A 13,108-nucleotide genomic window follows, 5' to 3' on the forward strand; every position below is an offset into this window, starting at 1 on the left:
CGTGCCTCCCACCGACGCGAGCACCCAAGCAAGCACCGACACCGCCTCGGCCTCGAGCAGTGAGGACACGCTCGAACTGCGACTGACCGACGACTTCCTCGCTCTCCTGTCCGAGGACGGGGACTCGTGCGGCGGCAGGACCGAGGCGGGACGGGAGGCGCCCCCGGCCAACGGCGAGCTGCTCGACCACCTCGCCGACTGGGGGCCGGTCGTCACCCCGGCAGGCACCCTGCATCTCGTCCCGGTCCGCCTCGAACGGGAGCTCCCGCTGGTCTCCCGCTGGATGAACGACTCGGCCGTGGACTCCTACTGGCAGCTCGCCGGACCCGAGGACGTGACCGCGAACCACCTCCGGAACCAGCTCGGCGGAGACGGCCGCAGCATGCCCTGCCTCGGGATGCTGAACGGCACCCCGATGAGCTACTGGGAGATCTACCGCGCGGACCTCGACCCCCTCGCCCGCCACTACCCCGCCCGCCCGCACGACACCGGGATCCATCTCCTCATCGGTCCCGTGGCCGACCGGGGGCGGGGTCTCGGTTCCATCCTGCTGCGCGCCGTCGCCGATCTCGTCCTCGACAGACGACCCTCCTGTGCCCGCGTCGTCGCGGAACCAGACCTTCGCAACTTCCCCTCCGTCTCCGCCTTCCTGAGCGCAGGCTTCCGGTTCTCCGCCGAGGTCGACCTGCCCGACAAGCGGGCAGCCCTCATGGTCCGAGACCGGCTTCTGCGCGATCTGATGTAGATCCGATGTGGATCCGCTGTGACGCCGTCATATCTGGTACACCGCCCGCGCCGATGCGGTTCCCGGTCCAATCGACTCGATTTCCGGTGCCGAGAATCGGCCCTTCCCGTCGAAGAGAACCCGGTCTTGATCCCGCCCCTCACGCCCCATGCCTCCGCCTTGATCACCCGTTTGTCAGTGGTGACCCGTAGGGTGGTCGCGCTATGACGAAGCCCTCACTCCACGAACTCCTGCACGCCGCCGTCACCGCTGTCGGCGGCATGGAGCGCCCCGGCCAGGTGACCATGGCCGAAGCCGTCGCGGAGGCGATCGACGACGGCTCCCATCTGCTGGTCCAGGCAGGCACCGGCACCGGAAAGTCGCTCGGTTACCTGGTGCCCGCGCTCGCCCAGGGGGAGCGCGTCGTCGTGGCGACGGCGACCCTGGCACTGCAGCGCCAGCTCGTGGAGCGGGACCTGCCGAGAACGGTCGACGCGTTGCATCCGCTGCTGCGCCGCCGCCCCGAGTTCGCGATGCTCAAGGGCCGGTCGAACTACCTGTGCCTGCACCGTCTGAACGAAGGCGTGCCGCAGGACGAGGAGGAGGGCCTCTTCGACCAGTTCGAGGCGGCCGCACCCTCCAGCAAGCTGGGCCAGGACCTGCTGCGGTTGCGGGACTGGTCGCAGGAGACCGAGACCGGCGACCGGGACGACCTCACCCCCGGCGTGTCCGACCGCGCCTGGGCCCAGATCTCCGTGTCGTCCCGGGAGTGCCTGGGAGCCTCCAAGTGCGCGTACGGCGCGGAGTGCTTCGCCGAGATGGCCCGGGAGCGGGCCAAGCTCTCCGAGGTCGTCGTGACCAACCACGCGCTGCTCGCGATCGACGCCATCGAGGGCGCGCCGGTGCTGCCCCCGCACGAGGTGCTGATCGTGGACGAGGCGCACGAACTCGTCTCACGGGTGACGGGCGTGGCGACCGGCGAGCTCACCCCGGGCCAGGTCAACCGCGCGGTGAAGCGGGCGGCGAAGCTCGTGAACGAGAAGGTCGCCGACCAGCTGCAGACCGCCGCCGAGGGGTTCGAGCGGGTCATGGAGCTGGCTCTGCCGGGCCGTCTGGAGGAGGTCCCCGAGGACCTGGCGTACGTCCTCATGGCGTTGCGCGATGCCGCCCGTGCGGTGATCTCGGCGCTCGGCAGCACCCGCGACAAGTCCGTCCAGGACGAGGACGCCGTCCGCAAGCAGGCGCTGGCGGCCGTGGAGAGTGTGCACGACGTGGCGGAGCGGATCAGCAACGGCTCCGAGTGGGACGTCGTCTGGTACGAACGCCATGACCGCTTCGGCGCGTCCCTGCGGGTCGCCCCCATGTCCGTCTCGGGCCTCCTCCGGGAGAAGCTCTTCGCGGACCGTTCCGTCACCCTGACCTCGGCCACGCTCAAGCTGGGCGGCGACTTCAACGGCGTAGGCGCGTCACTGGGCCTGGCGCCGGAGGGCACGCAGGGGGAGGACCTTCCGCAGTGGAAGGGCGTGGACGTCGGATCGCCGTTCGACTACCCGAGGCAGGGCATCCTCTACGTCGCCAAGCATCTGGCGCGTCCCGCGCGGGACGGCGACCGGGCGGACATGCTGGACGAGCTCACGGAGCTGATCCAGGCGGCGGGCGGCCGGACACTCGGTCTGTTCTCGTCGATGCGGGCCGCCCAGCTGGCGGCGGAGGAGCTGCGCGTCCGTATCCCCGAGTACCCGATCCTGCTCCAGGGCGAAGAGACACTGGGCGAGCTGATCAAGGGCTTCGCGGCCGACCCGGAGACGTGTCTGTTCGGCACGCTCTCGCTCTGGCAGGGCGTGGACGTGCCCGGCCCCAGCTGTCAGCTGGTCGTCATGGACAAGATCCCGTTCCCGCGTCCCGACGACCCCTTGATGAGCGCCCGCCAGAAGGCCGTCGAGGAGGCGGGGGGCAACGGCTTCATGGCTGTCGCCGCCACCCACGCGGCCCTCCTGATGGCCCAGGGCGCCGGCCGTCTCGTACGGGCGCAGGGCGATCGTGGTGTGGTCGCCGTGCTGGACCAGCGGCTGGCGACCGCGCGGTACGGCAGCTACCTGAAGGCGTCACTGCCCGACTTCTGGTACACGACGGACCGTAACCAGGTCCGCAAGTCGCTCGCATCGATCGACAGTGCGGCGAAGGACAGGGAAGAGGCGGAGAAGGCGCAGGCGTGAAAAAACGGCCGGTGGCCTGTCCCGATCGTCCATGGGACAGGCCACCGGCCGTTCTGCGCACAGGCACAGGCACAGGCACAGGGCCCGGACCGTGGTTCTTCGGCGGGCCCTGGACAGGCCAGGGCCCCGGAACCGGCGCAGTGGATTCCGGGGCCCGGATCAGGGGCGGGGACGGCACGGGCGACCGTCCGCCGCTGGGTGTCACACGCGGCGCAGCACGGCCACCACCTTGCCGAGGATGGTCGCGTCGTCACCCGGGATGGGCTCGTAGGCGGCGTTGTGCGGGAGCAGCCAGACGTGGCCGTCCTCGCGCTTGAAGCGCTTGACCGTGGCCTCGCCGTCCAGCATCGCGGCCACGATGTCGCCGTTCTCGGCGACGGGCTGACGGCGGACCGTCACCCAGTCACCGTCACAGATCGCGGCCTCGATCATGGAGTCACCGACGACCTTAAGGACGAAGAGCTCGCCGTCGCCCACCAACTGGCGGGGAAGCGGGAACACGTCCTCCACGGACTCCTCGGCCAGGATCGGGCCACCGGCGGCGATCCGGCCGACGAGCGGCACGTACGAAGCGGCCGGCTTGCCCGCCGTGTCCGTCGGCTGTGCCGAGGACTGGTCGGAGCCGCGGACCTCGTACGCACGCGGGCGGTGCGGGTCGCGCCGCAAGAAGCCCTTGCGCTCCAGTGCCATCAGCTGGTGTGCCACGGAGGACGTGCTGGACAGGCCGACCGCCTGGCCGATCTCCCGCATCGACGGCGGGTATCCGCGCCGCTGCACCGAGTCCCTGATCACCTCGATGACCCGGCGCTGCCGGTCGGTGAGCCCGGAGCTGTCAGCCCTGATGCCTGGAGGTCGGCCGGGCAAGGCTCGCTTGGGCCCTTCATGGTTCGTGGCTTCGTTCATCGCATGCACCGGCTCGAGTCGGCTCTGGGAGCGGTCCTGGGCAGTGATGGTGGCACTGTCAGCGGTGGTGGTCACGTCGGCCCCTCTCGATGGTCTCCCGTGCAGCACAACGGTAGTTGCTTTCGAAAGGTTGCGCCAAACACACGTTCGAGTGAAAAAGTCTGGATTACCGGACGTGACCATGTGTCTGGGTGTAGGGCTTGCGGCTCCCACGGACAAAAGCATTGATTGCCGTACTCTTCACCGCCGGGACGAAGGGCCTTGTGGGCCGCCGTCGCCGCGGTGCCCCAGTCTGCCACCCGGTACTCCGTCGATCGGATACCGACCCCTTTTCTGTGGCGCCCCGCCGTATTTCTGTGGTGTCCCACCGTGCGATTCCGTCCGCTCCGCGACGGTACGGCTGCGCTCCGCGACAGTGTCCACGGTCGACACGTGCCCATACGCGGGCGACACGCGAGCCGTGGGTGGATTTACGTGCCAAGCCCTACATCTAGTGCTTGGATTGCAGCAACAGCCCAGAAGTTGTGGTCCCCCGGGTCCTGGCGTCCTTGGTCATCCCCTATGCTTGGGGCTGCTTCCGCGGGGCCCAAGAGCCCGTGGGGGCTATTGAGTCGTGCTGTGAGGAGGGTTGGAGTTATGCACTGTCCCTTCTGCAGGCACCCCGACAGCCGCGTCGTCGACAGTCGTACGACGGACGACGGCACGTCGATCCGCAGGCGCCGCCAGTGTCCCGACTGCTCCCGTCGTTTCACGACGGTGGAGACGTGCTCACTGATGGTGGTCAAGAGGTCCGGCGTGACCGAGCCCTTCAGTCGTACCAAGGTCATCAACGGCGTCCGCAAGGCATGCCAGGGAAGGCCTGTCACCGAGGACGCGCTCGCCCAGCTCGGCCAACGGGTCGAGGAGGCGGTGCGCGCGACCGGTAGCGCCGAACTGACCACCCACGACGTGGGTCTGGCCATACTCGGCCCGCTGCAGGAACTCGACCTCGTCGCCTACTTGCGGTTCGCCTCGGTCTACCGGGCGTTCGACTCGCTGGAGGACTTCGAGGCCGCCATCGCGCAACTGAGGGAAGAGCAGGACAAGCGCCCCGACGCGAACGACGAGGACGTCGAGATCGCGGTCGAGGGGCGCCCGGAGAGCGACCGCGGGTCCGGAGGGACTGCCCAAGTCCCCGTGCCCGCCGGCACCGCCGACTGACGGCGGGCCGCACCGCCGGACCCGTGGGTCCGGACGATCGGCGGCGATCCAGACCTGCCGCGAACGGCTGTGTCAGCCGGGTCGCGGCACCAGACAGAACACCGTGTCACAGGAACAACGTGGCACTTCAGGGCGTTTTCGCCCGTACAGGGAGGCGGCATGACAGAGACGGCGAGCGGCCCGGCACGGAGTTCCCGCGCCAAGGGCACCAAGGCGAGCAAGGGCCTGCGTATCGAGCGCATCCACACGACCCCCGGCGTGCATCCGTACGACGAGGTGGAGTGGGCGCGCCGTGACGTCGTCATGACCAACTGGCGCGACGGCTCGGTCAACTTCGAGCAGCGTGGCGTCGAGTTCCCCGAGTTCTGGTCGGTGAACGCGGTCAACATCGTCACCAGCAAGTACTTCCGTGGTGCCGTCGGCACCCCGCAGCGCGAGGTGAGCCTGAGGCAGCTCATCGACCGCATCGTGAAGACATATAGGAAGGCCGGCGAGGACTACAAGTACTTCGCCTCGCCCGCCGACGCCGAGATCTTCGAGCACGAACTGGCGTATGCCCTCCTGCACCAGATCTTCAGCTTCAACAGCCCTGTCTGGTTCAACGTCGGCACCCCGCAGCCCCAGCAGGTGTCCGCCTGCTTCATCCTGGCCGTCGACGACTCCATGGAGTCGATCCTCGACTGGTACAAGGAAGAGGGCATGATCTTCAAGGGCGGCTCCGGCGCCGGCCTGAACCTCTCCCGTATCCGCTCCTCCAAGGAGCTGCTCTCCTCCGGCGGCAACGCCTCCGGTCCCGTCTCCTTCATGCGCGGCGCCGACGCCTCCGCAGGAACGATCAAGTCGGGCGGTGCCACCCGTCGCGCCGCCAAGATGGTCGTTCTCGACGTGGACCACCCGGACGTCGAGGACTTCATCGCCACCAAGGTGAAGGAAGAGGAGAAGATCCGTGCCCTGCGCGACGCGGGCTTCGACATGGACCTGGGCGGCGACGACATCACGTCCGTCCAGTACCAGAACGCCAACAACTCGGTCCGCGTGAACGACGAGTTCATGACCGCCGTGGAGAACGGCACCGAGTTCGGCCTCCGTGCCCGCATGACCGGCGAGATCATCGAGAAGGTCGACGCCAAGGCGCTGTTCCGCAAGCTCGCCGAGGCCGCGTGGGCTTGTGCCGACCCGGGCATCCAGTACGACGGTGTGATCAACAACTGGCACACCTGCCCCGAGTCCGGCCGGATCACCGCGTCCAACCCGTGCAGCGAGTACATGCACCTGGACAACACGTCCTGCAACCTCGCCTCGCTGAACCTGATGAAGTTCCTCAAGGACGACAGCAAGGGCAACCAGTCCTTCGACGTCGAGCGCTTCGCCAAGGTCGTCGAGCTCGTCATCACCGCGATGGACATCTCCATCTGCTTCGCCGACTTCCCGACCCAGAAGATCGGTGAGAACACCCGCGCCTTCCGTCAGCTCGGCATCGGTTACGCCAACCTCGGCGCCCTGCTGATGGCGACCGGTCACGCGTACGACTCGGACGGCGGCCGCTCCCTCGCCGGCTCCATCACCTCCCTGATGACCGGCACGGCGTACAAGCGCTCCGCGGAACTGGCCGCGGTCGTCGGCCCCTACGACGGCTACGCCCGCAACGCCGACGCCCACAACCGCGTCATGAAGCAGCACTCCGACGCCAACGGCACGGCCGTCCGCATGGACGACCTGGACACGCCGGTGTGGGCCGCCGCCACCGAGGCCTGGCAGGACGTGCTCCGCCTCGGCGAGAAGAACGGCTTCCGCAACTCGCAGGCGTCCGTGCTCGCCCCGACCGGCACCATCGGCCTGGCCATGTCCTGCGACACCACCGGTGTCGAGCCGGACCTGGCGCTGGTCAAGTTCAAGAAGCTGGTCGGCGGCGGCTCGATGCAGATCGTCAACGGCACGGTCCCGCAGGCCCTTCGCCGCCTGGGCTACCAGGAGGAGCAGATCGAGGCGATCGTCGCCCACATCGCCGACAACGGCAACGTGATCGACGCCCCGAGCCTCAAGCCGGAGCACTACGAGGTCTTCGACTGCGCCATGGGCGAGCGCGCCATCTCCCCGATGGGCCACGTCCGCATGATGGCCGCGATCCAGCCCTGGATCTCCGGCGCCATCTCCAAGACGGTCAACATGCCGGAGACGGCGACCGTCGAGGAGGTCGAGGAGATCTACTTCGAGGCCTGGAAGCTCGGCGTCAAGGCGCTCGCGATCTACCGCGACAACTGCAAGGTCGGCCAGCCGCTCTCCGCGAAGACCAAGGACTCGGAGAAGGCCGAGATCACCGAGAAGGCCGAGGACACAATCCGTACCGCGGTCGAGAAGGTCGTCGAGTACCGCCCGGTCCGCAAGCGCCTCCCGAAGGGCCGTCCCGGCATCACGACCTCCTTCACGGTCGGCGGCGCCGAGGGCTACATGACCGCCAACTCCTACCCTGACGACGGTCTCGGCGAGGTCTTCCTGAAGATGTCGAAGCAGGGGTCGACCCTCGCGGGCATGATGGACGCCTTCTCCATCGCGGTCTCCGTCGGCCTCCAGTACGGCGTTCCGCTGGAGACGTACGTCTCGAAGTTCACCAACATGCGCTTCGAGCCGGCCGGCATGACGGACGACCCGGACGTGCGGATGGCGCAGTCGATCGTCGACTACATCTTCCGCCGCCTGGCGCTCGACTTCCTGCCCTTCGAGACGCGTTCCGCGCTCGGCATCCACTCCGCCGAGGAGCGTCAGCGCCACCTGGAGACCGGCTCGTACGAGCCCTCCGAGGAGGACGTCGACGTCGAGGGTCTGGCGCAGTCGGCCCCGCGGCAGACGGACCTGAAGGCCGTCGCCACCCCGAAGGCCGGAGCGGAGGTGGCCGTTCCCGCCCCGAAGCAGGCCCACACCAGCGCCGAACTGGTGGAGATGCAGCTGGGCATCCATGCCGACGCCCCGCTGTGCTTCTCCTGCGGTACGAAGATGCAGCGGGCCGGCTCCTGCTACATCTGCGAGGGCTGCGGCTCGACGAGCGGCTGCAGCTGAGCCCGGGCGCCTTTCGGGCGTGACATGAACGACCGGTGCGGGGAGTCGCGAAACGCGGCTCCCCGCACCGGTCGTGATCGTTCGGGTGAGGCCGTCGGCGAGGAGCCCCGTGGCTCAGGACGCCCGGGGGCCGCCCATCACGCGGGCGAACGCGGCCGGGTCCTCGTCGTAGCCGGTGATACCGGGGTGGAAGGTCCACTCGCCGGTGTCGTCGCGCACGAATTCGGCGACGGTCGCGGCGGAGGAGCCGAGGACGGTGCCGAAGCCGTCCTCCGCCAGGACGGTGTAGTCCTCACGGATGCGCAGGCCGGGATTGAGGACGCTGCCGAAGGTCTTCGCGCCGGAACCCTGCTGTATGGCGACACCGATGACGACCCGCCCGTACCGGCTGTCGAGGCGGTTCAGCTCCACGGTCATGATCTCGTCCCAGCCGAAACCCTGGCCGGTCTTGCTGTCGCGGTTGAGGGTGATGGTGCCGTCGGGCGAGCGGCTGTCGAAATGCACCACGTAGGCGGGACTGCCGCTGGGATCGGCCGCCGGGTAGGTCGCCGCGACGATGTCGAGATCCGTCGGCGGCTGTCCGGCCGGGCTCGGGTCCCACTTCACCGACACCTCGACCTTGCGGATGCCCTTGTTGAGGCCGTTCAACAGAACTCTCCTCCCCGTTCTCCTGTGCGTGCGAGCTGAACTGCCTGGTGATCCAGGCCAGTTGTCCATCCTTGCACGCGCACCCGGGCGCTCGCCCGGGTGCAACCGGCCGGAGAGTGACCGCCGCCACGTTCCGTGGCCTTACCATGGCGCGGTGCTGGTCAAGTGGATTCGCTGCACCGTGGTGGACCGCCGCGGTTTCGAGCGGGGGCAGCGAAAGTGGGCGGGGCTTCTGGGGGAGCCGGGTTTCCGTGGACAGGGTGGGGGTTGGAGCCGGGCGCGGCCCGGAGTGACGCACATCTTCTCCTTCTGGGAGAGCCGTGCCTTCTACGACTCCTTCATGGCCCGCTCCCACGACCGGCTCGCCGCTTCCCAGTCGGGAACGTTCAAGGACATGCAGGTCAAGCTCTTCGACCACCGCTTCGACGTGAAGACCGGCTTCGAGCCTCGCTTCACGGACGCCGATCTGGTGCGGGTGGCGCACTGCCGAGTCCACGAGGAGCGCGCCGAGCACTTCGCTCTGATGCAGGAGAAGGTCTGGAACCCCGCGATGGCCGGTTCTCCCGGCATGGTGCGGGGGCTGTTCGGAGAGGCGCCGGGCCACGAGTTCATGATCCTCTCCATGTGGCAGTCGGCCGCCGAGCACGGCAAATACCGTGTCGAACGCATCGAACGTCTCGCTCTGCGTGCCCAGACCGAGGCCGACGTCGCCGCCATGGCGGGCGACATCGTGGAACTGGAACCGAGCTGGACGGTGTGAGATCCGAACTCGGTCGGTTTGGATTTCCAACCCAAGGGCTCGGTGTGCGGGACTTGTGTGACCTACGCCGTATGACCCCCGGACGAGGCCTCGATCCGCCGTCGCCCCCTTTAGGGTCTTGGCATGGCACGACCACGGCGCATCATCCTTGTCCGACACGGCGAGTCAACGGGCAATGTTGATGACACCGTGTACGAGCGCGAGCCCGACCACGCCCTCGCGCTCACCGACCTCGGCTGGCAGCAGGCGGAGGAGACCGGCAAACGCATCCGCGACGTCCTCGGCCGCGAGCGCGTCAGCGTCTACGTCTCCCCGTACCGCCGCACGCACGAGACGTTCCAGGCGTTTCACCTGGACCCCGAACAGGTGCGGGTGCGCGAGGAGCCGCGGCTGCGCGAGCAGGACTGGGGCAACTGGCAGGACCCCGACGAGGTACGACTTCAGAAGGCCTACCGGGACGCTTACGGGCACTTCTTCTACCGCTTCGCGCAAGGGGAGTCCGGCGCCGACGTGTACGACCGGGTCGGCGGTTTCCTGGAGAGCCTGTTCCGCAGCTTCGAGGACCCCGACCACCCGCCGAACGTCCTGCTGGTCACCCATGGGCTCGCCATGCGGCTGTTCTGCATGCGCTGGTTCCACTGGACGGTGGCGGAGTTCGAGTCGCTGTCGAACCCCGGGAACGCGGAGATGCGGATGCTCGTTCTCGGAGAGGACGACAAGTACATGCTCGACCGGCCGTTCGATCGCTGGCGGGACCCGGAATCGTACGGGGCCACCAGTTAGAGTGGCAGGGCGATGACCGCTGACTCCTCTCTCGACGGCCGCCTCGAGCGTGCCCTTTCCAGCCTGCGCGGCCTGGCGGTGGGGGACGCGCTGGGCTCGCAGTACTTCGTGCCCGTGAACTACCCGCTGCTCAAGCGCCGCGAGATCCCGCCCGGCCCCTGGCAGTGGACCGACGACACCGAGATGGCCTGTTCCGTCGTGGCCGTCCTCGCGGCCCACCACCGGATCGACCAGGACGAGCTCGCCCGTTCCTTCGCCGTGCACCATGACTTCGACCGGGGGTACGGCCCCGCGGTCAACCGCCTGCTGCGCCTGGTCCGGGAAGGCGGCGACTGGCGTGAGCTGGCCTCCGCGCTCTTCAACGGCCAGGGATCCTGGGGCAACGGAGCCGCCATGCGGATCGCGCCGCTGGGCGCCTGGTACGCGGACGACCCCGAGCAGGCGACCCACCAGGCGGAGATCTCGGCCTACCCCACGCACCAGCACCGCGAGGCAGTCGTCGGTGCCATGGCCGTCGCCGCTGCCGCCGCCCTGGCGGCCAACCCGGCCGGACCGCCGAGCGCCGGGGCGTTGCTCGACGGCGTCATCGCGCTCGTCCCGAAGAGCGCCGTCGGCGCGGGGCTGCGGCGCGCCAGGGACATGCTCGACTACGCCGACGCGGACACCGTCGCCGCCGTACTGGGCTGCGGTCGGCGGACGACGGCGCACGACACCGTGCCGTTCGCACTCTGGTCGGCGGCGCGCGCCCTTGGTGACTACGAACGGGGCTTCTGGACGACGGCACAGGTGGGCGGCGACGTCGACACGACCTGCGCCATCGTCGGCGGCGTGGTCGCCGCGGGGAAGGCCGGGGCGCCTCCCGAGGCGTGGACGGAGCAGACCGAGGCCTTTCCGGCCTGGCTGTGGGTGGAATAGCCGGCCGAAGGGGACATGGTTCCCGGCCCCCACCGACCCCAATCGCCTCAACTGTCACAGCAGTGCCACAGTGCGCCCCTCGGTCCGCCGCGGGTGCTCTCCTGCGGCATACCCTGTCCGCCACGCTGCCTGTTGATCATGACGAGACGCGGCGACGAGGTACCGGCCAGGAGCCTCCTGCCGCAGCCGCGCGCTGCGTACGGTGGGCGGGGAGGGCCGGTCGGGGGAGGGGGTCCCATGTCCGAGACACCATCAGCACCAGCCACACCGGAGCCCGAAGGCGCGATGCCCAGGGCACGCGCTGTGACCGAGAAGGGCGCTTCCGGGCCGAAAGCGCCCACGGACGCCGCACCGGAGCGCAGGGCGGGTGGACCCGCACCGATACCGGGCGGGCCGCCCGTGATGACCGGGCTGCTCGACTTCGGCCCTGGCGATCCCGCGCCGATCCGCACCGCGACCCTGTGGGCCGCCCTGGCCGCCGGCGTCCTCAGCATGGTGCTGCTGGGCGAGGGGCTGGCGTTCAACGCCCTCGTCGTCGCCGTGCCCGCGACGCTCGCCGTGTACGTCGCCGGACGGCGGGCGGGCCGGCGTCCCCGCCCGTGGGCCCTCGTCTGGGGCGTCGGCGGACTCGCCCTGCTGAGCGTTCCCGCGCTCCGCGCCGCCGAATGGCCTTCGTTCCTCGCCGTCGTCACCGCGCTCGCGGCGGGCTCGCTCGCTCTGCACGGCGGACGCACCTGGCCCGCCGTCCTGCTCGGCCCCATCGGTGTGTTCACCTCACTGGTCACCGGCCCGGCCTGGGCCTGGCAGGGGCTGCGCGAGCGGATGGGCGGTGACCGGGGCCGCTTGGCGCCGGTACTGAGGGCGCTGGGCGTGGCCGCCCTCCTGCTCTTCGTCTTCGGCGCGCTGTTCGCCGGGGCCGACGCGGCCTTCGCGGATCTGCTCGGCGCTCTGGTGCCCGACATCTCCGTGTCCGACGGGCCCTGGCGGGTCCTGCTCCTCGCGCTGGGTCTGTTCGGGACCCTCGCGGCGGCCCGTACGGCGGCCGCGCCCGCCCACTGGGACCGCGTCCAGGTGCCCGCGGGGCGCGCCCGTGGCCGCGTCGAGTGGGCGCTGCCGCTGGTCGGGCTCGTCGCCCTCTTCGCCGTCTTCAACGCGGTCCAGCTCGCCGTGCTCTTCGGCGGCTACGACGCCGTCCTGAAGGAGACCGGCCAGACGTACGCCGAGTACGCGCGCCAGGGCTTCTGGCAACTGCTCATGGCCACGCTGCTCACCCTGCTGGTCATCGTGGTCGCGCTGCGCTGGGCCCCGCGCACTCGATCGAGTGACCGGACGCTTGTGCGCGGTGTGCTGGGAACCCTGTGCGCGCTGGCGCTCGTTGTCGTGGCATCCGCTGTGCGGCGTATGGACATGTACGTGGAGGCCTATGGGCTGACGCGACTGAGGATCTCGGTGCTGACCATGGAGCTCTGGCTCGGCCTGGTCATCGTGCTCATCATGGCGGCCGGGGTGTGGGGCGCCCGCTGGCTGCCGCGTGCCGTCGCGGCCGGTGCGGTCGCCGTGGTGCTGGCGTTCGGGCTGGCGTCGCCGGACGCGCTGATCGCCGAGCGCAACGTCGAGCGGTACGAGACCACGGGCCGTTTCGACCTCGAGTACGCGAAGGGGCTGTCCGCCGACGCGGTGCCCGCCCTGGACCGGCTGGAGGAGCCCATGCGGTCGTGCGCGTTGTGGGACATCGACGCGGACCTGGAGGACCGGGCCGGCATCCCCTGGTACGCCACGAGCCGGGGCGAGGCCGAGGCCCGGCGCATCCTGGAGGAGCGACCGGTGTCGTCGAGGGCCGACGGGGCGGAGTGCAGTGCGTTGGGGACGGAGACGCTGTACCGCTGACGAGGCGCAGGACGGCCG

The 13,108-nt window shown here is 69.5% G+C and carries 10 protein-coding genes; 8 read left to right on the forward strand and 2 right to left on the reverse strand.

Going from position 1 to position 13,108, the window contains the following annotated elements:
* Position 1 precedes the first annotated feature (1 nt).
* The gene (locus tag OG272_RS36015) at positions 2-745 is read left to right on the forward strand and encodes a GNAT family N-acetyltransferase (RefSeq protein ID WP_326576332.1); all 744 of its coding nucleotides are present in this window, start codon (positions 2-4) and stop codon (positions 743-745) included.
* Between the two features lie 203 nt (positions 746-948).
* Positions 949-2,940, forward strand: coding sequence for an ATP-dependent DNA helicase (locus OG272_RS36020; protein WP_327727533.1), 1,992 nt, complete (start codon positions 949-951; stop codon positions 2,938-2,940).
* Between the two features lie 201 nt (positions 2,941-3,141).
* On the opposite strand, the gene lexA is transcribed toward OG272_RS36020, so the two are convergent.
* Entirely contained in the window at positions 3,142-3,918 is a 777-nt protein-coding gene (gene lexA, locus OG272_RS36025; RefSeq protein WP_020114122.1) for a transcriptional repressor LexA, read from the reverse strand.
* 561 nt (positions 3,919-4,479) lie between these two features.
* On the opposite strand from lexA, the gene nrdR reads away from it, so the two are divergent.
* On the forward strand, positions 4,480-5,043 hold the full coding sequence (nrdR, locus tag OG272_RS36030; protein ID WP_327727532.1) for a transcriptional regulator NrdR: 564 nt from the start codon (positions 4,480-4,482) through the stop codon (positions 5,041-5,043).
* Between the two features lie 159 nt (positions 5,044-5,202).
* Entirely contained in the window at positions 5,203-8,097 is a 2,895-nt protein-coding gene (locus OG272_RS36035; protein ID WP_326576324.1) for a vitamin B12-dependent ribonucleotide reductase, read from the forward strand.
* A gap of 114 nt (positions 8,098-8,211) precedes the next feature.
* On the opposite strand, the gene OG272_RS36040 is transcribed toward OG272_RS36035, so the two are convergent.
* A complete protein-coding gene (locus OG272_RS36040) occupies positions 8,212-8,814 on the reverse strand; it encodes a TerD family protein (RefSeq protein WP_405895506.1) in 603 nt (200 codons plus the stop codon).
* 85 nt (positions 8,815-8,899) lie between these two features.
* Between OG272_RS36040 and OG272_RS36045 the strand changes: the two genes are divergently transcribed.
* The 4 genes from OG272_RS36045 to OG272_RS36060 all read left to right on the forward strand — a co-directional run bounded on the left by OG272_RS36045 (position 8,900) and on the right by OG272_RS36060 (position 13,090).
* Positions 8,900-9,505 carry a YdbC family protein gene (locus OG272_RS36045; protein ID WP_326576320.1) on the forward strand — a complete coding sequence of 202 codons (606 nt, stop codon included), beginning with the start codon at positions 8,900-8,902 and terminating at the stop codon, positions 9,503-9,505.
* A 123-nt stretch (positions 9,506-9,628) separates the two neighbouring features.
* A complete protein-coding gene (locus OG272_RS36050; protein WP_326576318.1) occupies positions 9,629-10,288 on the forward strand; it encodes a histidine phosphatase family protein in 660 nt (219 codons plus the stop codon).
* 12 nt (positions 10,289-10,300) lie between these two features.
* Complete coding sequence (locus tag OG272_RS36055; protein WP_328224165.1) at positions 10,301-11,203, forward strand: ADP-ribosylglycohydrolase family protein; 903 nt, start codon at positions 10,301-10,303, stop codon at positions 11,201-11,203.
* A gap of 402 nt (positions 11,204-11,605) precedes the next feature.
* Entirely contained in the window at positions 11,606-13,090 is a 1,485-nt protein-coding gene (locus OG272_RS36060) for a DUF4173 domain-containing protein (protein WP_328224166.1), read from the forward strand.
* The last annotated feature ends 18 nt before the right edge of the window (positions 13,091-13,108 follow it).

The organism is Streptomyces sp. NBC_00104, assembly GCF_045160825.1.
Classification (GTDB): Bacteria; Actinomycetota; Actinomycetes; order Streptomycetales; family Streptomycetaceae; genus Streptomyces.

Excerpts from the sequence above, each read along its gene's own strand:
- OG272_RS36020 (WP_327727533.1), top strand. The coding sequence starts at position 949 with ATGACGAAGCCCTCACTCCACGAACTCCTGCACGCCGCCGTCACCGCT.
- nrdR (WP_327727532.1), top strand. The coding sequence starts at position 4,480 with ATGCACTGTCCCTTCTGCAGGCACCCCGACAGCCGCGTCGTCGACAGT.
- OG272_RS36035 (WP_326576324.1), top strand. The coding sequence starts at position 5,203 with ATGACAGAGACGGCGAGCGGCCCGGCACGGAGTTCCCGCGCCAAGGGC.
- OG272_RS36040 (WP_405895506.1), bottom strand. The coding sequence starts at position 8,814 with ATGGACAACTGGCCTGGATCACCAGGCAGTTCAGCTCGCACGCACAGG.
- OG272_RS36050 (WP_326576318.1), top strand. The coding sequence starts at position 9,629 with ATGGCACGACCACGGCGCATCATCCTTGTCCGACACGGCGAGTCAACG.
- OG272_RS36055 (WP_328224165.1), top strand. The coding sequence starts at position 10,301 with ATGACCGCTGACTCCTCTCTCGACGGCCGCCTCGAGCGTGCCCTTTCC.
- OG272_RS36060 (WP_328224166.1), top strand. The coding sequence starts at position 11,606 with ATGACCGGGCTGCTCGACTTCGGCCCTGGCGATCCCGCGCCGATCCGC.